We start from the raw sequence: 22,351 nt of genomic DNA, 5'->3' as shown, positions 1-22,351 counted from the left end.
GTGCCCTGGGCGTGACCCGGGTAGGTGTGGAAGGTCTGCTGCTGGGGCGGGTACGGCTCGGTCCGCCCGGCGGCGTGCGGGTCACGGGTGGCGAAACCGGTGAAGCGGAGGTCCTCCTCGCCGGTCCGGTCGCCGGGCAGGGCGCGGAAGAGACGGCGGTACTCCGAGTACAGCGCGTCGTAGATCGGGGTCGGCGAGGTGGGGTTCTCCGCGTCGTACGACGGGCGCATACCCGGGATGGGACGGCTCGTGGGCTGGCGGTGGGCGGCGGCGACCTCGTAGCTGTACACGTAGGACCCAACGAGTGAGAGCGGCATGAGATGCGGGGGCACTCCGTGCGGTTGGGCGTTTGCTGGGAGCTCAGCCGGTTACGGTCCAGGGGCTCGGGGAACTGCGAGGAGGTCTGGCGCCGGGGTCACGTACGAAAGTGCCTGACCATTTACGTACGGATCACCTTGCAAGGGTCGGCGTCGCAGTTCCCCGAGCCCCTGGTGGCTGATGCCCGGAGCGCAGACAGGGGCGGCTCAGGTGCCGGCGAGGGGGAGGGAGGCGGCGACCAGGATGCCGCGGGCGGTGGCGCGGTCGAGGGCCTGGCGGAGCAGGTCCTCGCGGGGCTGGCGGCCGATGGTGCCGGCCGGGGCGGCGTACATGGTGACGGCGGAGAGCTGGCGGGCGGCGGAGCGCCAGGCTTCGGTGACCTGGAGGGGCTGGTGGGCCTGCCACCAGGCGGCGTTGGTGCCGGTGGGGGTGGGGTGCAGGATCGCGTGCAGCTGGCCCATCGCCATCAGGACCGACCAGCCGGGGAGCTGGGCGGGGGCCTTGTTGACGTCCTCGACGAACTGGAAGCCCTGCTCGGTGAGCAGGTCGAGGAACTCGTCCTGGCCGGTGGTGTTGCCCGGGCGGCCGMCCGGGCCGGTCGGTTCGATCACCAGGGCGGCGTGCCCGGTGTCGCCGCAGAGCACCAGGCCGCAGGTGATGCCGAGGACGGCGGGCTGTCCGGTGCTGGAGACCGAGGCCTGCCCGGCGGCGGGAGCGGCCGGGGCGGGGGCCGGTACGGCGGCGGCCGGGGTCGGGGTCGGTGCCGGAGCAGGCGACTGGGACTGGCTGATGCTGCGGACGGCGCCGGCCAGCTGCTCCTCGGAGACCGGGACCACCTGGGAGGGGATGCAGCGGGAGTGGGCGAAGGCGAGCACCGCTGTCTCGTCGGCGACGAAGAGCACCGTGCTGGTGGCCTCCCGGCTGGAGTCGCCGGGGGTTCGGCAGGAGGTGCAGTCGTAGCTGTCGGGCGCGTGGGCACCGGCGAGCAGACTGTCTGCCTCGTCGTCGCCGATCTCGGCGCGGACCTCGTCGCTGACTTCGAGCATGCGCGGCACGGGGGACTCCTCGGTTGGTCGTGGGGGTGGCGCGGGCACACCCGATCGGCATTACCAACGGGCCGTTGTGGCTGCGGTCACGGGTCCGAGTGATCGTGACGGGATTTGCCCCGAATTCGACTGCGCCGCGTAGAGCAGAGGTCGCAATCTGTCGACATTGTGCGCGAGCTCACAGGGCTCCGAATGTGACCGAGGCCACTCGTCCGGGAGGTTTGATCATGGAATGAGAGTCAAAAGCGGACATAAGACCCACATTTACTTGATCTTTACTGTCGGTAACAGGCGTCTGAGCTGGGTAAACCCGAAAACGTTTGGAACCTGCCTGTCCGGCTCGTAGCTTCGTAACCAGTGCAACGAGCACTACCCGGGTTCACCTCCCGGTGCACGGCCCGCCGGTTCCCATCGGTGCGGCAGGTGCCCACCAGCGTGACTGGCTCGTAAGGGCGGCGCAGGTGTGCGGGAGGTTGCCGGGGCGGCGCGCACGTTGATTCAGAGACGTGCACGGCCGTCTTGCGGACGCGGCAGACGAAATCACGCTCTTCCAGGGCTTGGTTCCGCATGCCTGCCCGGGATTGTCGAGAGGATACTCATGACCTTCCGTAACGAGACCGCCGCTGCCACCACCGCCGTCAAGCGCAACCGCGTTCGGCTGGCTGTCATGGGCGGCGCCATTGCCGTCCTGCCCGTGGCCGGCCTCGTCACGGCCAACTCGGCCTCCGCCGCCTCTGTCTCCACCTGGGACAAGGTCGCGCAGTGCGAGTCCACCGGTGACTGGAGCATTGCCAACGGCAATGGCTTCTACGGTGGCCTGCAGTTCACCTCCAGCACCTGGGCCGCCTTCGGTGGCACCTCGTACGCCCCGCAGGCCAACCTGGCCAGCAAGGCGCAGCAGATCGCCGTCGCCGAGAAGGTGCTCGCCTCCCAGGGCCCCGGCGCCTGGCCGGTCTGCTCCGTCAAGGCCGGTCTGACCGCGGGCGGCGCCGCCGCCGACGTCGACACCTCGACGAGCACCAGCACGTCCGACACCAAGGCCTCGCGCTCCGAGACCCGTGCCACGGCGCCGAAGAGCACCGCCACGGCCGCCCCGAAGGTCGAGACCAAGGCCGCCGCCGCCCCGAAGGCTGCCGCTGCGCCGAAGGTCGAGACCAAGGCTGCCGCCCCGAAGGCCGCCACCCCCAAGGCCGAGACCAAGGCCCCCTCGGCTCCGGTCAAGTCCAACGGTGGCAACTACACCATCAAGAGCGGCGACACCCTGAGCAAGATCGCCGCCGACAAGGGCCTGGACTGGAAGACGGTCTACAGCAACAACGCCTCCGTCCTCGGTGGCAACCCGAACCTGATCTTCCCGGGCCAGGTCATCTCGCTCTGATCGCCGCCTGACGCTCGCTGAGCTGACTGCGCATCACCACGGCCGCCCCCTCCCTTGKGGRGGGGGCGGCCGTTGCGCGTCGTGGTCGTGGTCGTGGTCGTGGCCGTCGTAGTCGTCCGGACGGACCGGCCGCGGTGCCGGGTGGCCGGGGCCGTGCCTTCATGAGGCCATGCGACCGATACTGCTGCCGACCCTCGCCACCGCCCTGCTGACCGCCGCCGTGCTGGTCCCGGCCGCGGTGCCCGCCGCCGCGGCGAACTCCGTGCCGGACGCCACCTGGGAGCGGCTGGCCCGCTGCGAGAGCGACGGCGACTGGCACGCCGACACCGGCAACGGCTTCTACGGCGGTCTGCAGATCTGGCCGCCGAGCTGGCGGGAGGCGGGCGGGCTCCGGTACGCCGACCGGCCGGACCGGGCCCCGAGGCGGCACCAGATCACCGTGGCCGAGGAGATCCGCCGGCAGCAGGGCTGGGGAGCGTGGGGACACTGCGCCCGGGAGATCGGCCTGATCCGCTGACCCGTCGGCTGCCAGGATGGGTGCATGGAACTCTTCCCGCGCGAGCGGGCCGACCCGGAGCCCGGGGTGGTGCATCTGCCGGACTGGCTGAGCCTCGCAGAGCAGCGCGAGCTGGTCGCGGCGTGCCGGGAGTGGGCCCGCCCGCCGGCCGGGATGCGGACGGTCCGGATGCCGAACGGTGGCGAGATGTCGGTCCGCTCGCTGTCGCTGGGCTGGCACTGGTACCCGTACCGCTATGTCCGGACGGTGGAGGACGGTGACGGTTCGCCGGTCAAGCCGTTCCCGCCGGTCCTGGGGGAGCTGGCCCGGCGGGCGCTGGCCGACGCGTACGGCTCCGAGCCGACCGGGATCGCGGGCACGGCCGGCTACCGGCCCGACATCGGGGTGGTGAACCACTACGCGCACGGCGCGCAGATGGGCCTGCACCAGGACAAGGACGAGCGGATCGACGCCCCGGTGGTCTCGCTCTCGATCGGTGACAGCTGCGTCTTCCGGCTCGGCAACACCGAGACCAGGACCAGGCCGTGGACCGATCTCGAACTGCGCAGCGGCGACCTGCTGGTCTTCGGCGGCCCGATGCGCTTCGCCTACCACGGCGTGCCGCGCACCCACCCGGGGACGGCCGATCCCGCGCTCGGTCTGGTCGGCCGGCTGAATATCACGATCCGTCAGTCCGGCTTGGTTCAGTAGCGGGTCGGTGACGGTTCACCAGCGGGGATCGCGAGCGGAGGGTCTCATTCACTAGGGTGTCGCCGACAGTTGACCGAGTGCGGCCGATTCGTGGGGGCGAAACCTTGTCATCGCAACTGAACGTGAGTCCAGCGGAGCTGGACAGCGCGGCCACGGTACTCACCGATCTCAACGGGGAACTCAGGCCGCTCTCGGACCGGGCGGTCAAGGACGCCGACGAGGCGTCCTCGTCCACCGCCGGCTGGTCGGTCTCCGGTCAGTTGGGACAGATCGCGGACAGCTGGCGTGGCGCGCTGACCGGTCTGCACCGGTCGATGGACGGCAACGCGGACGCGCTGCGCAGCACGGCCGGACAGCACCGCAGCAACGAGCAGTTGGTGGCCGCCTCGATGAGTCAGGTGGGCTAGCGATGGCCAACAGCTTCGCGCTTCTGATGAAGCAGAACTTCGGCGACCTGGAGGCCGCCGCGGCCTCCTGGCGCAAGCTCGGCGAGGGCAGTGGTGAGGCCCAGGCACGCCACCGGGGCCAGGTGTCCGGTGCGCTGCGCCGGTCGGGCTGGGCCGGCGACGACGCCAATGCGGCGTACGTGAAGCTGGAGCGGGCCGAGGAGCAGCTCGGGATCGTGAACGCTGAGGCGATGGCGATCGCGGTCACCATCGACGCCGTGCACCAGCGGATGTCCGCCGCCCAGCAGGAGCTGCGGGCCGCGGTGTCGGAGGCGGAGAGCAACAACTACCGGGTGGACGACGAGGGTTGGGTCACCGGGCCGCAGCTGGACCCGGTGGAGCGGCACGACCCGGACGCCCAGGAGATCAACCGTCAGCAGAACGCCCGGCTGGGCGAGTTCAGGCAGCGGATCGGCGACGCGGTGCACAAGGCCGAGCAGGCCAGTGCCGACGGAGCCGCCTCGCTGGGCCAGTTGAACGGTGACGTGGTCAACGCCGACAGTGCGAAGGCCCAGGCGGAGGTCGCCAACGACGTGGCGGGGATGCGGTCCTCGCTCGGGCTGGCCTCGGTGGTGCCGAACAACGACAACCCGGCGGACAACGCCAAGTGGTGGAACTCGCTGACCCAGCAGCAGCAGCGCGAGTACCTCGCGCTCTACCCGGCGGAGGTCGGCAACCGCAACGGCATCCCGAGCCACGTCCGAGACGTGGCCAACCGGGCCCAGCTGGAACAGCAGTTGGACCTGGCCCGGAACGACACGTCCGAGGACGGCCGAAAGCGGCTCGGGGCACTGCAGAAGCTCCGCGACCGGCTGGAGTCGGAGGACCGCGACCCCAAGGGCCCCGAGGTGCTGCTGCTCGGGCTGGACCCGAAGGACGACGGCCAGGCCATCGTGGCCTTCGGCAACCCGGACACCGCGAAGAACACCGCCGTCTACATCCCGGGCACCACGGCCGAGTTGGACGGGATCGGCGGAGACCTGAACCGGATGAAGGACCTGCAGGCGGCGTCGGACCAGTACGGCAAGCCCGGGGACACCGCCACGGTCATGTGGCTGGGCTACGACGCGCCCGACTCGGTGGTGAAGGACGCCCCGTTCGACAACTACGCGGAGGACGGCGCTCCCAAGCTGGACCGCTACGTGGACAGCCTCGGCGTCACGCACGACGGCGGGCCGCGCCACACCTCGGTGATCGGCCACAGCTATGGTTCGGTCGTGGTCGGAGAAGCGGCGAAGAACGGGAACGGTCTGGCGGCGGACGAGATCATCGTCGCGGGCAGTCCGGGCATGCACGTCCAGCATGCCAAGGACCTGAACATCGACCCGAAGCACGTCTGGGCGGCCGAGGCGGACGGCGACCCGGTCCCGAATCTCGGGGTGCTCAAGCACGGCCGGGGTGGCTGGTTCGACTTCCCCAACACGCCGACCTCGGACGACTTCGGTGCCAACCGGATCACCACCGACGGGAACCACGGCCACAGCGAGTACTGGAACAACAACGGCAAGCCGCACAGTGCGTTGGGCAACCAGGCCGCGATCATCACCGGCAACTACGACAAGGTCGGCCTGGAGAATTGAGCATCCCGACGAGACTCCGGACGGTGGCCACCGCCGTCCTCGTACTGACCCTGCTGACCTCCTGCGGGCTCGCCGCGGACTCCACGAAGGACAAGTCGTTGCGCATCGCCACCGAGGACCAGATCCGGGCCGAGCTCAAGCAGGCTTCCGACCGGGCGTACCAGGCGCTGGGGGTGAAGGGCCGGCTCGGGCAGAGCGAGACGGTCAACTTCTCCGGCTGCGAGGACCACGGTGGCCCCAAGGACGCCCGGGATGCCATCCACTTCTGGCAGGTGGACGATCTTGACCCGGCCGAGCTGAATCCGGCGGTCGAGCGCCTGCAGAAGTGGCTCGAGGATCAGGGCTGGGGCGGTCTCGGCGACCAGTGGGACGCGAAGAAGGTGGACCACGAGGTCTGGGGCAAGAATCCGGAGCAGACCGTCGCGGTGTGGGCGCAGTCGTTCCGTCCGATGAATCGGATCATCTTCCGGGTCAGTGCCGCATGCTTCCAGCCGCCGGCCTCGTGAGGCAGATCACACACCTGGTGAAACCGGGGCAATTTCGGTAACGGTGCGGGTTTCGTTGCGCCGGTGATCATGACATGCACCTTGAATATCAAGGCGATACTGCAATAGCGGCAAGTAATCGTTGGTGAATCCTCGGATTTACCCACTTGATCCATGTCACGGTTCGTCACCACTAAGCCCCTGAGCTGCGGAAACAGTTCAACGTACGGTTCGAGCATGGTTCAGCTCGACTCCCGCCCGAAGGTCGCCGGTCCGGCGGCCGGAGCGGACGCCAAGGACGGCGTCCGCTCCAAGGGCCTCAACAGCAACTCGGTCGGCCTGCTCGGGAACTCCGTCATCGGCGTCTCGACGGTGGCCCCGGTCTACTGCCTGACCACCACGCTCGGCACCACGGTGGCGGCGGTCGGGCTGCAGATGCCCGCGCTCTTCCTGGCCGGCTTCCTGCCGATGATGCTCGTGGCGTTCGCCTACCGAGAGCTCAACAAGGCCGTCCCGGACAGCGGCACCTCCTTCACCTGGACGGTCAAGGCCTTCGGCCCGCACGTCGGCTGGATGTGCGGCTGGGGTCTGGTGGTGGCCACCATCATCGTGCTGTCCAACCTCGCCGGGGTGGCCACGGAGTACTTCTACCTGCTGCTCGGTGAGGCCACCGGCAGCGAGTGGATCACCGGGCTGAACGACGACAAGCTGGTGCACGTCCTGACCTGTCTGGCGCTGATCGCGGTCGCCACCGCGATCAGCTACCGGGGCATGACCGCCACCAAGGGTGTGCAGTACGCCCTGGTCGGGCTCCAGCTCACGGTGCTCGGCATCTTCGCGGTGATGGCGATCGGCAAGGCGGTCGCCGGTGACGCGCCGGGCTCGCTGGACTTCTCCTGGAGCTGGCTCGACCCGTTCCAGTCCAGCTCGTTCTCGTCCTTCGTGGCCGGGCTCTCGCTCTCGCTCTTCATGTACTGGGGCTGGGACGCCTGCCTGAGTGCGAACGAGGAGACCGGGGGCAGCGAGAAGACCCCGGGCCGCGCCGCGCTGCTGGCGATGGTCGTGCTGGTCGGCTCGTACCTGTTCACCGCCGTCGCCGTGCAGATGTACGCGGGCGTCGGCAGCACCGGCACGGGTCTTGGCAACCCGGAGACCTCCTCGAACGTCTTCGCCGCGCTGGCCGGCCCGGTGATGGGCCCGACGCTGGGCATCCTGCTGTTCGTCGCGGTGCTCGCCTCGGCGGCCGCGAGTCTGCAGACCACCTTCATCCCGGTCAGCCGGACGGTGCTGGCGATGAGCGTCTACGAGGCGCTGCCGCCGTCCTTCACCGAGGTCAACGCGAAGTACCGGACCCCGGGCCGGGCGATCGTCACGGCGGGTGTCGGGACCGGCGTCTTCTACACCGTGATGACGCTGATCAGCGAGAACGTCCTCTCGGACACCATCGCCGCGCTGACCCTGATGATCTGCTTCTACTACTCGCTGACCGCGTTCGCCTGCGCCTGGTACTTCCGCCGGGACTTCGGCCGGTCGGTCCGGGACGCGCTGCTCAAGGTGGTCTTCCCGCTGCTCGGCGGGCTGACCCTGGCGGGCATCTTCGCGCAGAGCCTGCGTGACATGGTCAGCCCCGACTACGGCCAGGGCAGTTCGGTCCTCGGGATCGGCTCGGTCTTCGTGATCGGCGTCGGTGTGCTGGCCCTCGGCCTGGTGGTGATGGCCGTGATGATGCGGCGCAGCCCGGCCTTCTTCCGCGGTGAGCCACCCCGTGCGGGGTGGCCGCCTTCGTCGTACCGTCAGACGTCCGTGAGCGTCGGCATCGGGCCCTCGGTGCGGGCCAGGTCGATCACCGAGAAGTTGGCGCCCTGCGGGTCCGTCAGCGCGGCGAACCGGCCGAACGGGCTGTCCATCGGACCGAACTGGAGCTTGCCGCCGAGCTCGGTGGCCTTGGCCACCGCCTGGTCGCAGTCCGGCACCGCGAAGTAGACGTTGAGCCAGGACGGCACACCGGCCGGGAAGCTGTCGTCCATCTCCATCCGGCCGAGGGCGGGGCCGTCTGCCAGGTTGTAGGTGCGGAAGTCGATCTGTGGGTCCGCCATCGCCTGCACCTTGTAGGGGAAGACGGCGGGGTAGAAGGCGTCCACCTCGGCGGGCTTGCGGGTGAAGACCTCGGCCCAGCTGAACGCGCCGGGCGCGTTGCGCTTCTCGAAGCCCTCGTGCTGGTCGCCCTGCCAGACGCCGAAGACCGCGCCGCCCGGGTCGGTGGCGATCAGCATCGAGCCGAAGTCACCGACCTGCATCGGGTCCATCAGCACGGTGCCGCCGGCTGCCTTGATCTTCGCAGCGGTGGCGTTCACGTCCGGTGAGGCGAGATACAGACACCAGGCGGAGGGGCTCTCCGAACCCGGCATCGGGGGGACCACGGCGGCCACCGCCTTGCCGTCGGAGTAGGCCTGGGTGTAGTTGCCGAACTCGGACGAGGCCTCGCCGAACGTCCAGCCCAGCACCTCGCCGTAGAAGGACTTGGCGCCCTCGACGTCAGCGAACATCGCGTCGGCCCAGCACGGTGATCCTTCAGCGTACGCAGTCATGATCATGACCCTTCTCTGCCTTGGATGCGGTCCTTCGCCACCCTAAGCAGGGTCACCGACCCGCGCGCGCGGAGCGGCCCGGGTACCCGCCGTCCGGGAACCGTAAGGTCTGCGCGGCCCGGCGGACCGCGCCTGCTCCTAGGGTGGGAAGGTCGTGAACGGAGGCTGGAGATGACGACTGACGCGCGGTCAGAACTGTTGGACGGGGCGGAGATCGGGGTGATCGGCGGCTCGGGGCTGTACGCCCTGCTGGACGAGGTCGCCGAGGTGCGGGTGGACACCCCGTACGGTGCGCCGAGCGACTCGGTGTTCCTCGGGGAGGTGGCCGGGCGGCGGGTGGCGTTCCTGCCCCGGCACGGGCGGGGGCACAGCCTGCCGCCGCACCGGATCAACTACCGGGCCAACCTGTGGGCGTTGCACTCGCTGGGGGTGCGGCAGGTGCTTGCGCCGTGTGCGGTGGGCGGGCTGCGGGAGGAGTACGGGCCCGGCACGCTGCTGGTGCCCGATCAGTTCGTGGACCGGACCGGCGGCCGGGTGCAGACCTTCTTCGACGGCGAGCCGCTGCCGGACGGCACCGTGTCGAACGTGGTGCACGTGTCGATGGCCGACCCCTACTGCCCGGCCGGGCGGGGTGTCGCGCTGGCCGCCGCGCGGGCCGAGGGCTGGCCGCCGGTGGACGGCGGCACCCTGGTGGTGATCGGCGGTCCGCGCTTCTCCACCCGGGCCGAGTCCCGCTGGCATGCCGCCAACGGCTGGTCGGTGGTCGGTATGACGGGTCATCCGGAGGCGGTGCTGGCCCGCGAACTCGAGCTCTGCTACACCTCCTTGGCCCTGGTGACCGACCTGGACGCCGGGGTGGAGGCGGGGGAGGGGGTCACCCATCCGGAGGTGCTCGAGGTGTTCGGACGTAACGTCGGTCGGCTGCGCTCGGTGCTGTTCCGGGCGCTGGAGGGCCTGCCCGCCGCCAGGGCGTGCGACTGCGCGCACGCCCTGGACGGGCTCGACACCGGGCTCAGCTGGGGCGGCGACGCCGCCCCAGTAGCCACACCAGCAGGGTGACCGCCGCCGTCCCGGCGAGCAGTAGCAGCCAGTTGCGCAGGTAGGGCAGCGCCAGCACCGAGGGGTTGCCGTGGTCCTGGCTGGCCCGCAGGACGGCGGGCAGTCCGACGGCGGTCAGCGCGGCGGCCMCCAGCAGGCCGCCGCGCAGGGCCCAGCTGTGCGTCCGGCTGTGGGCCAGGACGGCGCCGGCCAGCAGGACCAGCGGGAGCCAGAGCCCGTCGTGGATCAGCAGCCCGCCGATCGCCCACCACAGCACGCCGAGCGGATCGCTGATCTGCGGGTCCGTCAGCAGTCCGAAGATCCCGAAGCCGATCAGGGCGGCTCCGGCCGTTCCGGTCAGTACCCGCAGCATCACAGCACCTCCAGTCGGCTGACCCACTTGGTCTGCAGCACCCCGGGCCGGTTCGGCGCGATCAGCCGCGCCGGGTAACCGTGGTCCGCGTTCAGCGGCTGCCCGTTCACCATCAGGGCCAGCAGGGTGAGCCCGTCCCGGGCGTACGGGGCGGGCAGTTCGGTGACCGCGTACGGGCCCTCAGCCTCCAGGGAGACGACCCGCACCAGGGCGTCGGAGGGTGCCCCGGCCAGGTCCAGCAGGTCGCGGATCCGGACGCCGGTCCACTCGGCCGAGGCGCTCCAGCCCTCCACGCAGGCGATCGGCAGTCGGGCGGTGTGCTGCGGCAACGCCTGTAGTTCGGCCAGGCTCAGCCGGTACGGCCGGGGCCCGGCCACGGTCAGCCGCCAGTCGGCGGGGACGACGGTGGTGCCGGCCGCGGCGGCCGTCCGGTTGACCGGCAGCCCGAGCGAGCCGATGTCAGGCCGGCGCGGGGCCAGCAGGTCCGACCAGCGCAGCCAGGGCACGCTCTGGCCGGCCGTGGTCACCGTGACGGCGGCCGTCGCGACCGTGACCGAGGTCAGGAAGGCTCGCCGCCCGGGGACGACGGCCCGGGTGCGCCACCAGTTCGCGCCGATCTGCGGGGCCTTGACCGCGATGTGCAGCAGCAGGCCGCCGACCGCCGACCAGCCGAGCCAGAAGTGGGTCTGCCGGAACGGGAACGGCCACGGGTACCACTGGAGAGTGTTGAGCAGCCCGGTGAACAGCTCCAGCAACGTCGCGGCCACCAGGACGGCGATACCGAGCCGCTCCAGCGCGTGCGCCACGCTGCGGATCGGAGGCCACTCGAACAGCTTCGGGTAGACCGTCCAGAGCTTGGCGCCGAGCAGCGGGATCGCCGCGATGCCGGCGATCACGTGCAGGCCCTGGGTGATCCGGTAGCCGTTCGCCGGGCGGCTCGGCAGGTGTCCTTCGAGCCAGGTCGGCGGCTCCTGGAGCAGGTGGCTGAGCAGGCCGCTCAGGAAGCACAGCAGCAGTGCGGCGCCGAGCCAGCGCCCGAGTACCACCGCTGTTCTGGGCTCGTGCAGCGGAGAGCTGAACGTCCCTTCGCGGAGCGGTCCTTGGCGCAGCACGGCGGGCGGTGGCGGCAATGGGAGGTCGAACCGGCGGCGGGCGCCGGGGGTGTCTTGGTCCACCCCGTCATCACACCGCGATCCGGCCCCGGGCGGGGGCGGCGACATGCTTACGGAAGTCGTACGGCGTGCGCGCGCCGCCTCCGACGGCCGGGGCCGGCTGGCACGCTGACGGGGTGTCCGATGAACCGTCAGTCCGCCGCCCCTGGGTCCTCCCGGCGGCCGTGCTGTCCCTGCTCGCCCTCACCGCCGCGCTGGCCGGGACGCTGCTCGGCGGCGGCACGCTGGGCAACTCCGGTCCGCTGTACGGCTGGTACGCGCTGGACGCGGCGCTGTTCGCGCTCGCCGTGGCGCTGCTGCGGCTGGCGCCGCCTTCTGTGGTGCGCCTGCTGGTCCCGGTGGGTGGCGTACTGCTGGCGGCCGTCGGGCTGCTGGCGCCGCCCCGGACCAGCGACGACGCCTATCGCTACCTCTGGGACGGCCGGGTGCAGGCGGCCGGGATCTCCCCGTACGCCCACCCGCCGGACGCCCCCGAGCTGGCCGCGCTCCGGGCCCGCGCGCCCGAGCTCTTCCCGCCCACGGGCGACTGCGCGGGCTGGGACGAGCGCCGGGCCGGGCCCGGGTTCTGCAGCCACGTCAACCGGCCCGGGGTGCCGACCATCTACCCGCCGGTGGCCGAGGGCTGGTTCGCGGTGCTGTACACGGCCGGTGGCCGGTACGGCGTCCTGGCGGCCCAACTGGGCGGCTTCGTCCTGGTGTTGGCGGTCGGCGGGGTGCTGTGGGCGGTGCTGCGGGAGCAGCGTTGGCGGGTCGCGCTGTGGAGTTGGTGCCCAGGGGTGGTGGTCTGGGCAGTCAACGACGCGCACGTGGACACCCTGGGCGCACTGCTGCTGCTCGGCGGCCTGCTGGCGGCCCGGGGTGCACCGGCCCGGGGGGGTACGGCCCTGGCCGGAGCACTGCTGGGGCTGGCGGCCGCCGCCAAGCTGGTGCCGGGGATCGCCCTGCCCGCCGCGCTCTCCGGCGTGCTGGCCCGCCGTCCGCGCACCGGGTTGCTCCTGCTGCCGCTCACCGCCCTGGCGGCCTTCGCGCTGAGCTACCTGCCGTATCTGCTGGGCTCCGGCAGCGCGGTGCTCGGCTACCTGCCCGGCTACCTGCGCGAGGAGGGCTACGACCAGGGCAGCGGCATCGACCGGTTCGGGCTGCTCCGGCTGCTGCTGCCCGGTCAACTCGCCCCGGCGGCCGGCATCTTGGCGCTCGGCGTGGTCTGCTGGTACGTGCTGCGGTACGGCGACCCGGACCGGCCGTGGCGGGGTGCGGTGCTGCTGCTCGGCAGCGCCCTGCTGGTCGCCACGCCGGCCTACCCCTGGTACGGGCTGCTGCTGGTGGCGCTGATCCCGCTGGACGGCCGCTGGGAGTGGCTGGCCGTCCCGGCGGCCGGTCAGGTGCTCTACCTCGGGGGCGGCGCGGTCCAGCAGCCGGCGTACGGGCTCGCGCTCGGCGCGGTGCTGGCCGGTGCGCTGGTCAGACGGCGGGCGCTGGTCAGGAGGCGGGTCGCCGCAGGGCGATGAAGTGGCGGCCGTGGCTGACCCAGCGTTCGGTCTCGGTCAGCCCGGCCCCGGCGGCGTGCCGGGCGGCGCTCGCGGCGTCCACCCTGGCCCAGCCGAAGGGCGGGCCGAGTCGGTGGTCGGCGCCCTCGATCCGGACCGTCAGCCGCTCGTCCAGGCCGTTGTTTCCGAGCTCGACCTCGGCGAACAACAGGCCGCCCGGGGCGAGGAGTTGGGCGATCCGCCGGAGCAGGGCCGCCGGGTCGCCGCCGATCCCGATGTTGCCGTCGGCGAGCAGCACCGCGCCCCAGCGGCCCTCGCCCGGCAGGCGGTCGAACACCGAGCGCCGCAGGGCCGCCCCGCCGATGCCGGTGGTCCGGGTGACCGCCGCCGGGGTCACGTCCACCCCGAGGGCCGGGATCCCGAGCGCGAGCAGTTCGGTCACCAGCCGGCCGGGGCCGCAGCCCACGTCCAGCACGGTCCGGCGCGGGCGCAGGCAGCGGCGCAGCAGTGAGTGGTCGGCCGCGTCCGGCGGTGCGCACCAGCGTTCCACGTCCAGCGGGATGCGGCGGCCGTCCGTGCCGCGCAGCCAGAGCGGTCCGCGCTCGGCGGTGATGGCCAGGCTGAACGGGTCGTCGATCCAGGCCAGGGCGGTCAACTCGCCACCCCGCCGGTCACCTTGAGGCTGCGCCACTGCTCGGCGAAGCGGCCGTGCGGGGCCAGCTCGGCCACCTCGGCCGCGCTCGCGGCGGTGTCCACGTCGGTCAGAGTGGGAAGGTGGCGGACCGTCAGCCCGGAGAGCCGTTCCAGCAGGACGGCGCCGGTGCGGTCGGTGGACATCGGCACGCCGAGCAGCAGCCGCTGCGCCAGTGCGGCGGTCGGCCGGGCCAGTCCGAGCGCCCAGAAGCCGCCGTCGGTGGCCGGGCCGTACCAGGCGTCCACCCCACCCCGGGCGGCCGCTGCGAGCGGGGCGGCCAGCGTCTCGGCGCGCAGCTGCGGGGTGTCCATGCCGACCAGCAGCGCGGGCGCGTCCGACGGGGCCAGCGCGAATGCCGCCGCGAGGCGCTCGTCCAGCCCGCCCGGGCCCTGCGGAGCGACCTGCCAGCCCGGCGGCAGCCAGTCGCCCGGCTCGCCGTCCAGCACCAGCAGCCGCCGCCCGGCGGGCACCCGGCCCAGCTCGGCCAGCGTGTCGGCGAGCGCCGCCTCGGCCAGTACGGCAGCCTGCTCCGGGGTGTACGGCGGGGTCAGCCTGGTCTTCACCCGGCCCGGCACCGGGGCCTTGGCCAGCACCAGCAGGGTCGGCGGTGGGGCGGCGAGCACCGCCTGCATGTCACGGATCGCCTGCCGGGTGCCGCGCAGCGTGCCGGTGACCTTCGAACGGCCGCTCCGGGGCAGGTAGTCCACCTCGGTCTCGGTGATCCGCAGGCCGGCCGCCGAGGCGGACAGCACCATCTCCAGCGGGTAGCCGGAGCGCCGGTCGCCCAGGCCGAGCGCGAGCAGGTGCTCCCGCCGGGCGGCCCGCATCGGGCCCAGGTCGTGCAGCGGCGCGCCGGTCCTGGCCCGCAGCCGGCGGGCCAGTTCGGCGTTGGCCAGCCGGGCGTGCAGCGGCCAGGCGCCCGCGGTGGTCGGCCGGCGGCGGCCGAGCACCAGGTCGGCCGAGCCGGCCAGCACCGGACCGGTCACCCGGTGCAGCTGGGCCGGGTCCAGCGAGCCGTCGCAGTCCAGGAAGCAGACCAACTCGGCGGTGGCGGCGAGCAGTCCGGCGTGGCAGGCCGCGCCGAAGCCCCGGCGGTCCTCGTGGACCACGGTGGCGCCGAGCGAGTGGGCCAGCTCGGCGGAGCCGTCGGTGGAACCGTTGTCCACCACGATGGGCCGCCAGCCCGCCGGGATCCGGCCCAGCACCCAGGGCAGCGCCCGGGCCTCGTCCAGACAGGGCAGCACCACGTCGACGGTGCCAGGGGAGTCGGTGCCGGGGGAGGAGAAGGGAGGGGTCACGCTCTCCACGCTACGGTCGGGCACCCGGCCCGGCCCGGGTTCGACTCCTTACGGAAGTCCAACGGAGGCGAGCCCGGCGCCCGGTCGGGTGCCCGGCCTTCTAGGCTCATGGGGTGACAGCGACACCCCCCACCACCCGCGTCCTGGTGGTCGACGACGACCCGACGGTCGCCGAGGTCGTCACCGGCTACCTGCTGCGCGCCGGGTACCTGGTCGACCAGACCTCGGACGGCCGGCATGCCCTGGAGCTGGTCGCGGCCGACCCGCCGGACCTGCTGGTGCTCGACCTGATGCTGCCCGGCCTGGACGGCCTGGAGGTCTGCCGCCGGCTGCGCGCCACCGAGGCGGGTGCCGCGCTGCCGATCGTGATGCTGACGGCCAAGGGCGAGGAGGCCGACCGGGTGCTCGGTCTCGAGCTCGGCGCCGACGACTACGTGACCAAGCCGTTCAGCCCGCGCGAGCTGACCCTGCGGGTGCAGTCGGTGCTGCGGCGCAGCGCGGCGCCGCCGCCGGTCTCCTCGGTGCTGGTGGTGGGGGAGCTGACGCTCGATCCGAAGGCCCGCCGGGCGTTCCGTTCGGGTGCCGAAATCGCCCTGACGCTGCGGGAGTTCGACCTGCTGGCGCACCTGCTGCGGCACCCGGGGACGGTGTTCTCCCGGGAGGAGCTGATGCGGCAGGTCTGGGGCTGGGAGTTCGGCGATCTGTCCACCGTCACGGTGCACGTCCGGCGGCTGCGCGAGAAGGTCGAACACGACCCTGCGGCGCCGGTTCTGATCAGCACGGTGTGGGGGGTCGGCTACCGCTTCGACCCCGTGCCGTCCCAGCAGGGGAGTTGACGTACGTCCATGAATGACCTGTTGCTGATCGCGCTGTTCGCGGCTGTCGGGGCCGGGCTGGCCGGGCTGCTGGGCTGGCCCGCCGTCCGGATACTGCGCCGCCGGTCGGTCGCTCTCTCGCTGTTCGCCGTCGCGGTGGTGACGGTGCTGGCGATGGCCGCCGGTACCACCGCCGTTGCCCAGGCGATGTTCCTCTCCGAGCACGACCTGGGGGTGGTGATCACCGTGCTGGCGATGGGGGCCGTGGTCTCGCTCGGCACCGCCGCGCTGCTCGGCCGACAGGCGGTGGCGGGCAGCCGGGCACTCACGCTGGCCGCCAGGACTGTCGGCAGCGACACCGGCTTCACCGCGCCCGCGCAGCCGCTCAGTTCGGAACTGGCAGAGCTGAGCGCCGAGTTGGCCGCGACCAGTGCCCGGCTGGCCGAGTCCAGGCAGCGTGAACAGAACCTGGAGTCCTCCCGCCGGGAGCTGATCGCCTGGATCTCGCACGACCTGCGGACCCCGCTGGCCGGGCTGCGGGCGATGGCCGAGGCACTGGAGGACGGCGTCGCCGAGGACCCGGCCCGCTACCACGGCCGGATCAGGACCGAGGTCGACCGGCTGACCGGCATGGTGGACGACCTCTTCGAGCTCTCCCGGATCCAGGCCGGCTCGCTGCACCTGAGCCCGAGCCGGATCTCGGTCTACGACCTGATCGGTGACGCCCTGGCCGGGGCCGACCCGCTGGCCCGTGAGCGCGGCATCCGGCTGCAAGGCGGCCAGGTCGAACCGGCGCCGGTCGAGGTGGACGGCCGGGAGATCTCCCGGGCGCTGGGCAACCTGCTGGTCAACGCGATCCGGGCGACCCCCGCCGACGGCGTGGTGGCGGTCGGGGCCCGCCGCGAGCAGGACCGGGTGGTGCTCTCGGTCACCGACGGCTGCGGGGGCATCCCCGAGGGTGACCTGCCCCGGGTCTTCGAGACCGGCTGGCGGGGCGTGAGTGCCCGTACGCCGCAGCCGGTCGGAGGCGCCGGGCTGGGGCTGGCCATCGTCCGCGGCATCGCCGAGGCGCACGCGGGCATGGCTACGGTCCGTAACGTCGAGGGCGGCTGCTGCTTCGAGATCACGCTGCCGGCGGCGGCCGCGCTGGTCTAGGTCCTAGGCTGTGGCTGTCGCGAAGGAGGCCATCCCGGCGGCGAACGAGACCTCCGGGCGCCAGCCCAGTTCGCGCCGCAGGCGGCTCGAGTCGGCGGTGATGTGGCGGACGTCGCCGAGGCGGTAATCGCCGGTGGTGACGGGGGCCGGGCCGTGGTGGGCGGCGGCCAGTGCGGTGGCCAACTCGCCTACGGTGTGCGGCTCGCCGCTGCCGACGTTGTAGACCCGGGCGGTGCCGGGCGGCCGTTCGGCGACGGCGGTCAGGGCGGCCAGGTTGGCCCCGGCGACGTCGTCCACGTGCACGAAGTCCCGGCGCTGGCCGCCGTCCTCGAAGACCCGGGGCGCCTCGCCGCGCGCCAGCGCCGAGCGGAACAGTGAGGCCACCCCCGCGTACGGGGTGTCGCGCGGCATCCCCGGCCCGTACACGTTGTGGTAACGCAGCGTCAGGACCCGTCCGCCGCAGGCCCGCGCCCAGGAGGAGGCCAGGTGCTCCTGGGCCAGCTTGGTGGCGGCGTACACGTTGCGCGGGTCGGTCGGGGCGTCCTCCGTCACCAGCCCGGGGGAGAGCGGGGCGCCGCACTGCGGGCAGGGCGGCTCGAACCGTCCGGCGTCCAGGTCCGCCACCAGCCGGGGCCCGGGGGCGACGTCACCGTGCCGGGGGCAGCTGTGCCGCCCCTCGCCGTAGACCACCATCGAACCGGCCAGCACCAGTTGGCGTACCCCGGCCCTGGCCATCCCGGCCAGCAGCACCGCGGTGCCGAGGTCGTTGCAGCTCGCGTACTCGGGTGCGTCGTCCAGGTCGACGCCGAGACCGACCATCGCCGCCTGGTGGCAGACCACGTCCACCCCGGCCAGTGCCGCCGCCACGGCGTCCCGGTCGCGGACGTCGCCGTGCCGGAACTCGACCCCGGCGGGCAGCTCGGGCGGTTCGCGGTGCACCGAGGGCAGCAGCGCGTCCAGCACCCGGACCTGGTGGCCCGAGCGCAGCAGCAGTCCGGCGACGGCCGAGCCGATGAAACCGGCGCCGCCGGTGAGCAGAATCTCCATGCCGCCGACGGTAGGCCCGAACGACCGGCCCCGGCCCGTGAACTGCCGGTCCGTCAGGAATCGGTAAGGCTCAGGCTCCCAGCCGGGCGGCGAAGGCGGAGATCAGCAGGTCGAGCGCGAGCGGGTAGGCGCTGCGGTTCATCTCGGCGGTGAGCAGCGAGGCGGTGGCCGCGATGTGCGGGTGGGTCTCGGCGGGGAGGTGGGCGTAGCTGCTCTGCCAGACGCCGTGGTCGGCGGCCCTGGCGGGGTCGGGGAGGGCGTTCACGGCGGCGTCCAGGGCGGCGAAGGCCAGGCCCTGGTCGACGAAGGCGTGGTAGAGCTGGACGGCCTCCGGGTCGGGGAAGCCCGCGTTGCGCAGCACGCCGACGATCGACTCGACCGCCTGGATCTCGTACGCCCGCCCGGTGGTCCGGTAGGCGGCGAGCAGGGCGGCCTTCGGGTGGGCATGGTAGACCCGGTGGATCCGCAGGCCGATCGCGCGCAGGTCGGCCTGCCAGTCGCCGGTGGCCTGCCAGCCCTGCTGGGAGCGGCCGATCAGCTCGTCGGTGATGGCCAGCAGCAGGTCGTCGGTGCTGTGGAAGTACCGGTAGATCGCGCTCGGGTCGGCACCCAGCGCCGCGCCGAGGCGCCGGACCGTGAGCGCCTCCGCGCCGTGCTGACCGAGCAGCCGCAGCGCCGTCTCCACGATGCCGTGCGCGGAGAGTACGGTGCCCTGCTTGGTCGGCCGACGCCGTCGTCGCTCCGGCTCGTCCACCACCCGTTCGGTCATGGCCGTCACCCTAGACCCTCCGCCGGTTGGGGGGCGGCGTCGCGTCGCCGGGGCACGCACCTCGCCGGCTTCTCGTCGGTCGCCGATGCTCCGCATGGACTCCCTCCTCGGCACCGCCGAGGCACGCACCCCAACGCCGCTCCTTCACCCACCCCCCAACCGGCGGAGGGTCTTACGACAACGGCATTGACGTGTGAAGGCCACCGGAGTTTCATTTGCCGGACCCGGGGCCGACCGATAGGCCCCCTGGTCAAGGCGGTGGTCTGTTGACTGCGACAGCGAAGGACGGGGCGAGAACCTCGCCCCAGAGCGTCACCATGCGGAAGTCGATCGGCATGGTGGACGGGGTGGTGATCGCCGCCTCCAGTACGGCGGCGACCTCGAGTATCGGCATCGGGCTCGGCCTGACCGCAGGTGTGGTCGGCCTGCACCTGCCGGCCATCATGCTGCTGGCCTTCCTGCCGGTGCTCGGCATCGCGGTCGCGTACGGCCGGCTGAACCGGGTGGAGCCCAACGCGGGCAACGCCTACACCTGGGTCGGCCGGATCCTCAGCCCCTGGCTGGGCTTCCTGACCGGCTGGGTGAACATCGTCGGCACCATCGTCTTCATGGCGTACACCGTCGCCGTGACCGGTTCGGCGGTGCTCCAACTCGTCGGCCAGGCCGGGCTGCACAGCGTCGGGGGCCTCGCCCTCGACCCGGACTCCACCCTGCAGACCACGGTGCTCGGGCTGGTCGTGCTGGCCGCCGCCACCGTGGTCGCGATCCGCGGCCTGGCGCTGGCCGCCCGGCTGCAGAAGTACCTGCTGATCTTCGAGTACGCGGTGCTGCTGGTCTTCTGCGGCTACGGCCTGGTGGTCGGCGACCAGCCGTTCTCGCTGGAGTGGTTCAACCCGTTCGCGATCCCGAGCATGGACGCGCTGGCCCAGGGCATGGTGCTGGCGGTGTTCTGCTACTGGGGCTTCGAGTCGGTGTTCACCGTCGCCGAGGAGGTGCACGACCCCAAGGACGCCTCGCGCGGCGGCATCTTCGCGCTGGTGCTGATGATGCTGCTCTTCCTGCTCGCCGGTACGGCCTTCCAGCGCGTGCTGCCGCTGGACGAACTCGCCGACAACGGTGCCCAGGGCCTGGCCTACTTCGGTGAGAAGCTCGCCGACCAGCCGCTCGCCGCCCTGCCGTTGATCGCCCTGACCTTCTCCGCCGTGGCGTCCCTGCAGGCCTCGGTGATCCCGACCGCCCGCGGCACCTTCGCGATGGGCCGGGACCGGACGCTCGGCCAGGTCTGGACGCGGATCCACCCCAAGTACGGGACCCCTGCGCTCGGTACGGTGTTGCTGGTGGTGATCGCCTCCGTGATCTCGGTGGCCGCCCTGGTCATCCCGACCGTCACCGACCTGATCAGCGCGGCCGTGAACGCGATCGGCATCGTGGTGGTGCTCTACTACGCGCTGACCGCCGTCGCCGCCGCCGTGCGGTTCCGTCACCTGCTGCGGGACGAGCCGATGGCCGGGCTGCGGGTGGTGATCGCCCCGCTGGTGAGCGCGGCCGCACTGCTCGCGGTCGGCGGCTACCTGGCCTGGACCTTCTACACCTCGGCCGACCACTTCGAGGTCAGCGCCGACAACGGCTGGTTCCAACTGCTGGTCCCCGGTCTGATGATCGGCACCGGACTGGTGGCAGCAGCCTGGGCCCGCTGGGTCCGCAAGTCCCCGTATTTCGTCACCGGTCGCGGCACCGACGCCGACTCGATCGAACTCGCACCCTCGGTCTGACGACCCGAAACCTCCTGGAGACACACCCATGAACCACGCAGACCTGGTCTTCACCGGTGGACCGGTGTTCACCGCCGACGCCGCCCGGACCCGGGCCACCGCCCTGGCCGTCACCGGCGAGCGGATCACCGCCGTCGGCCACCACGAGATCCGGGACCTGATCGGCCCCGGGACCGAAGTGGTGGACCTGAAGGGCAGGTTGCTGGTTCCCGGGTTCCAGGACTCGCACATCCACGCGGTGTACGGCGGCACCGAGCTGGGCGAGTGCGACCTGAGCGACACGGTCGGCGTGACCGAGTACCTGGACCGGGTCCGGGCCTTTGCCGACGCCCACCCGGACCGGGAGTGGCTCACCGGCAGCGGCTGGTCGCTGGAGAGCTTCGAAGGCGGGCTCCCCACCCGGCAGTTGCTCGACTCGGTGGTCGCCGACCGTCCGGTCTACCTGGTGAGCCGCGACCACCACGGCGCCTGGGCGAACACCCGGGCGCTGGAGCTGGCCGGGCTGACCAAGGACTCCCCGGACCCGGCCGACGGCCGGATCGAGCGGGAGCCGGACGGCACGCCGAGCGGCGTGCTCCAGGAGGGTGCCACCGGGCTGGTCGCCCGGCTGGTGCCGCCGACCACGGCGGCCGACCGGCTGGCCGGGCTGCTGCGCGCGCAGGAGCTGCTGCACTCGCTCGGCATCACCGGCTGGCAGGACGCCCTGCTCGGCGTCTTCAACGGCCAGCCGGACCCCTCGGACGCCTACCTGGCCGCCGCCCGGGCCGGCCTGCTGACCGCCCGGGTGAACGGTGCGCTCTGGTGGGACCGGGAGCGTGGCGGTGAGCAGATCGCCGAACTGGTCGCCAGGCGTGCGGAGTTGGTGCACGGGCGGTTCCGGGCCGGCTCGGTGAAGATCATGCAGGACGGCATCGCGGAGAACTTCACCGCCGCGATGACCACCCCCTACCTGGACGGCTGCGGCTGCGCCACCGCCAACTCCGGGCTCAGCTTCGTCGATCCGAAGCTGCTCGGCGACTACGTCACCGAACTCGACGCGCTCGACTTCCAGGTGCACTTCCACGCCCTCGGCGACCGGGCCGTCCGGGAGGCGCTGGACGCGGTCGAGGCCGCCCTCGCCGCCAACGGCCAGCGCGGCAACCGGCACCACCTGGCGCACCTCCAGGTGGTGCACCCCGAGGACCTCGGCCGGTTCGCCCGGCTCGGCGCGATCGCCAACATCCAGCCGCTCTGGGCCGCCCACGAGCCGCAGATGGACGAGCTCACCATCCCGTTCCTCGGCCCCGAACGTGCTGCCTGGCAGTACCCGTTCGGCGACCTGCTGCGTACCGGCGCCACCCTGGCGGCGGGCAGTGACTGGCCGGTCAGCAGCCCCGACCCGCTGGCGGGCCTGCACGTCGCGGTCAACCGGGCCGAGCCCGGCGCCACCGACGGCCGGGTCTTCTTCTCCGAGCAGCGCCTCGACCTCGCCACCGCACTCGCCGCCTACACGGCGGGCTCGGCCCACGTGAACGGCACCGACCAGGCCGGCAGCCTGCGGCCCGGCCTGCTGGCCGACCTGGTGGTGCTGGACCGCGACCTGTTCGCCTACCCGGCGGACGAGATTGCCGCCGCCCGGGTCGAACGCACCTACGTGGGTGGGCAGTTGGTCCACCTGGCGGGCTGATGGCTTACGGTGCTGCG

20 protein-coding genes and 2 pseudogenes are annotated in these 22,351 nt (G+C 72.3%); 13 read left to right on the top strand and 9 right to left on the bottom strand.

Features of this window, described 5'->3' with window-relative positions; all coding sequences use genetic code 11:
- Positions 1 to 524: 524 nt before the first annotated feature.
- Positions 525 to 1,373 (bottom strand): hypothetical protein, encoded by an 849-nt coding sequence (locus ACXJMZ_RS27565; protein WP_457032746.1) that lies wholly within the window; start codon positions 1,371 to 1,373, stop codon positions 525 to 527.
- 589 nt (positions 1,374 to 1,962) lie between these two features.
- Between ACXJMZ_RS27565 and ACXJMZ_RS27560 the strand changes: the two genes are divergently transcribed.
- From ACXJMZ_RS27560 to ACXJMZ_RS27530, 7 genes and pseudogenes are all read left to right on the top strand, one after another.
- Positions 1,963 to 2,742, top strand: coding sequence for a transglycosylase family protein (locus ACXJMZ_RS27560; RefSeq protein WP_457032745.1), 780 nt, complete (start codon positions 1,963 to 1,965; stop codon positions 2,740 to 2,742).
- Positions 2,743 to 2,911: 169 nt separating this feature from the next.
- Complete coding sequence (locus ACXJMZ_RS27555; RefSeq protein ID WP_457032744.1) at positions 2,912 to 3,259, top strand: transglycosylase family protein; 348 nt, start codon at positions 2,912 to 2,914, stop codon at positions 3,257 to 3,259.
- A gap of 24 nt (positions 3,260 to 3,283) precedes the next feature.
- Entirely contained in the window at positions 3,284 to 3,949 is a 666-nt protein-coding gene (locus tag ACXJMZ_RS27550) for an alpha-ketoglutarate-dependent dioxygenase AlkB family protein (RefSeq protein ID WP_457032743.1), read from the top strand.
- Between the two features lie 122 nt (positions 3,950 to 4,071).
- Positions 4,072 to 4,356 (top strand): hypothetical protein, encoded by a 285-nt coding sequence (locus tag ACXJMZ_RS27545; protein ID WP_457032742.1) that lies wholly within the window; start codon positions 4,072 to 4,074, stop codon positions 4,354 to 4,356.
- Positions 4,357 to 4,358: 2 nt separating this feature from the next.
- Positions 4,359 to 5,975, top strand: a complete 1,617-nt coding sequence (locus ACXJMZ_RS27540; RefSeq protein ID WP_457032741.1) for an alpha/beta hydrolase — start codon at positions 4,359 to 4,361, stop codon at positions 5,973 to 5,975.
- 23 nt (positions 5,976 to 5,998) lie between these two features.
- Positions 5,999 to 6,481: a hypothetical protein gene (locus tag ACXJMZ_RS27535; protein ID WP_457032740.1), complete on the top strand. Its 483-nt coding sequence runs from the start codon at positions 5,999 to 6,001 to the stop codon at positions 6,479 to 6,481.
- Positions 6,482 to 6,697: 216 nt separating this feature from the next.
- Positions 6,698 to 8,218: pseudogene (locus tag ACXJMZ_RS27530) on the top strand (APC family permease); the annotation flags it as partial.
- Positions 8,219 to 8,253: 35 nt separating this feature from the next.
- Here the strand turns inward: ACXJMZ_RS27530 and ACXJMZ_RS27525 are convergent.
- Positions 8,254 to 9,048 carry a VOC family protein gene (locus ACXJMZ_RS27525; RefSeq protein ID WP_457032739.1) on the bottom strand — a complete coding sequence of 265 codons (795 nt, stop codon included), beginning with the start codon at positions 9,046 to 9,048 and terminating at the stop codon, positions 8,254 to 8,256.
- A 171-nt stretch (positions 9,049 to 9,219) separates the two neighbouring features.
- On the opposite strand from ACXJMZ_RS27525, the gene ACXJMZ_RS27520 reads away from it, so the two are divergent.
- Positions 9,220 to 10,107 (top strand): S-methyl-5'-thioadenosine phosphorylase, encoded by an 888-nt coding sequence (locus ACXJMZ_RS27520; RefSeq protein ID WP_457032738.1) that lies wholly within the window; start codon positions 9,220 to 9,222, stop codon positions 10,105 to 10,107.
- Here the strand turns inward: ACXJMZ_RS27520 and ACXJMZ_RS27515 are convergent.
- Both ACXJMZ_RS27515 and ACXJMZ_RS27510 read right to left on the bottom strand, forming a co-directional pair.
- Positions 10,061 to 10,459 (bottom strand): hypothetical protein, encoded by a 399-nt coding sequence (locus ACXJMZ_RS27515; RefSeq protein WP_457032737.1) that lies wholly within the window; start codon positions 10,457 to 10,459, stop codon positions 10,061 to 10,063. The genes ACXJMZ_RS27520 and ACXJMZ_RS27515 overlap by 47 nt on opposite strands.
- Positions 10,459 to 11,589: a molybdopterin-dependent oxidoreductase gene (locus tag ACXJMZ_RS27510; RefSeq protein ID WP_457032754.1), complete on the bottom strand. Its 1,131-nt coding sequence runs from the start codon at positions 11,587 to 11,589 to the stop codon at positions 10,459 to 10,461. Before ACXJMZ_RS27510 ends, ACXJMZ_RS27515 begins: the two co-directional genes overlap by 1 nt.
- Before the next feature lie 158 nt (positions 11,590 to 11,747).
- On the opposite strand from ACXJMZ_RS27510, the gene ACXJMZ_RS27505 reads away from it, so the two are divergent.
- A complete protein-coding gene (locus ACXJMZ_RS27505; RefSeq protein WP_457032736.1) occupies positions 11,748 to 13,139 on the top strand; it encodes a glycosyltransferase 87 family protein in 1,392 nt (463 codons plus the stop codon).
- Here the strand turns inward: ACXJMZ_RS27505 and ACXJMZ_RS27500 are convergent.
- The 3 genes and pseudogenes from ACXJMZ_RS27500 to ACXJMZ_RS27490 all read right to left on the bottom strand — a co-directional run.
- Positions 13,111 to 13,773, bottom strand: a complete 663-nt coding sequence (locus tag ACXJMZ_RS27500) for a methyltransferase domain-containing protein (RefSeq protein WP_457032735.1) — start codon at positions 13,771 to 13,773, stop codon at positions 13,111 to 13,113. The two genes, ACXJMZ_RS27505 and ACXJMZ_RS27500, sit on opposite strands and share 29 nt — an antisense overlap.
- Entirely contained in the window at positions 13,770 to 14,258 is a 489-nt protein-coding gene (locus tag ACXJMZ_RS27495) for a TIGR04282 family arsenosugar biosynthesis glycosyltransferase (RefSeq protein WP_457032753.1), read from the bottom strand. Before ACXJMZ_RS27495 ends, ACXJMZ_RS27500 begins: the two co-directional genes overlap by 4 nt.
- A gap of 126 nt (positions 14,259 to 14,384) precedes the next feature.
- A pseudogene (locus ACXJMZ_RS27490) lies at positions 14,385 to 15,110 on the bottom strand (glycosyltransferase family 2 protein); the annotation flags it as partial.
- Positions 15,111 to 15,223: 113 nt separating this feature from the next.
- Here ACXJMZ_RS27490 and ACXJMZ_RS27485 point away from each other — a divergent pair.
- Together ACXJMZ_RS27485 and ACXJMZ_RS27480 are read left to right on the top strand one after the other, a co-directional pair.
- Positions 15,224 to 15,946, top strand: a complete 723-nt coding sequence (locus ACXJMZ_RS27485) for a response regulator transcription factor (RefSeq protein WP_057230081.1) — start codon at positions 15,224 to 15,226, stop codon at positions 15,944 to 15,946.
- A gap of 9 nt (positions 15,947 to 15,955) precedes the next feature.
- A complete protein-coding gene (locus ACXJMZ_RS27480; protein ID WP_457032734.1) occupies positions 15,956 to 17,080 on the top strand; it encodes a sensor histidine kinase in 1,125 nt (374 codons plus the stop codon).
- Between the two features lie 3 nt (positions 17,081 to 17,083).
- Here ACXJMZ_RS27480 and ACXJMZ_RS27475 read toward each other — a convergent pair whose 3' ends face one another.
- Positions 17,084 to 18,127 (bottom strand): NAD-dependent epimerase/dehydratase family protein, encoded by a 1,044-nt coding sequence (locus ACXJMZ_RS27475; RefSeq protein WP_457032733.1) that lies wholly within the window; start codon positions 18,125 to 18,127, stop codon positions 17,084 to 17,086.
- A 70-nt stretch (positions 18,128 to 18,197) separates the two neighbouring features.
- The gene (locus tag ACXJMZ_RS27470) at positions 18,198 to 18,896 is read right to left on the bottom strand and encodes a TetR/AcrR family transcriptional regulator (RefSeq protein ID WP_457032732.1); all 699 of its coding nucleotides are present in this window, start codon (positions 18,894 to 18,896) and stop codon (positions 18,198 to 18,200) included.
- Between the two features lie 317 nt (positions 18,897 to 19,213).
- Here ACXJMZ_RS27470 and ACXJMZ_RS27465 point away from each other — a divergent pair, with 317 nt between their 5' ends.
- Both ACXJMZ_RS27465 and ACXJMZ_RS27460 read left to right on the top strand, forming a co-directional pair.
- Entirely contained in the window at positions 19,214 to 20,668 is a 1,455-nt protein-coding gene (locus tag ACXJMZ_RS27465) for an APC family permease (RefSeq protein WP_457032731.1), read from the top strand.
- 28 nt (positions 20,669 to 20,696) lie between these two features.
- Complete coding sequence (locus ACXJMZ_RS27460; RefSeq protein WP_457032730.1) at positions 20,697 to 22,334, top strand: amidohydrolase; 1,638 nt, start codon at positions 20,697 to 20,699, stop codon at positions 22,332 to 22,334.
- The last annotated feature ends 17 nt before the right edge of the window (positions 22,335 to 22,351 follow it).

It is taken from the genome of Kitasatospora sp. P5_F3, from assembly GCF_054049135.1.
This window is presented reverse-complemented; position numbering and strand designations above follow the sequence as displayed.

Coding starts and splice junctions, on each gene's coding strand:
- ACXJMZ_RS27560 (WP_457032745.1), top strand. CDS start 1,963: ATGACCTTCCGTAACGAGACCGCCGCTGCCACCACCGCCGTCAAGCGC.
- ACXJMZ_RS27555 (WP_457032744.1), top strand. CDS start 2,912: ATGCGACCGATACTGCTGCCGACCCTCGCCACCGCCCTGCTGACCGCC.
- ACXJMZ_RS27550 (WP_457032743.1), top strand. CDS start 3,284: ATGGAACTCTTCCCGCGCGAGCGGGCCGACCCGGAGCCCGGGGTGGTG.
- ACXJMZ_RS27540 (WP_457032741.1), top strand. CDS start 4,359: ATGGCCAACAGCTTCGCGCTTCTGATGAAGCAGAACTTCGGCGACCTG.
- ACXJMZ_RS27525 (WP_457032739.1), bottom strand. CDS start 9,048: ATGACTGCGTACGCTGAAGGATCACCGTGCTGGGCCGACGCGATGTTC.
- ACXJMZ_RS27520 (WP_457032738.1), top strand. CDS start 9,220: ATGACGACTGACGCGCGGTCAGAACTGTTGGACGGGGCGGAGATCGGG.
- ACXJMZ_RS27480 (WP_457032734.1), top strand. CDS start 15,956: ATGAATGACCTGTTGCTGATCGCGCTGTTCGCGGCTGTCGGGGCCGGG.
- ACXJMZ_RS27475 (WP_457032733.1), bottom strand. CDS start 18,127: ATGGAGATTCTGCTCACCGGCGGCGCCGGTTTCATCGGCTCGGCCGTC.
- ACXJMZ_RS27470 (WP_457032732.1), bottom strand. CDS start 18,896: ATGACCGAACGGGTGGTGGACGAGCCGGAGCGACGACGGCGTCGGCCG.
- ACXJMZ_RS27465 (WP_457032731.1), top strand. CDS start 19,214: ATGCGGAAGTCGATCGGCATGGTGGACGGGGTGGTGATCGCCGCCTCC.
- ACXJMZ_RS27460 (WP_457032730.1), top strand. CDS start 20,697: ATGAACCACGCAGACCTGGTCTTCACCGGTGGACCGGTGTTCACCGCC.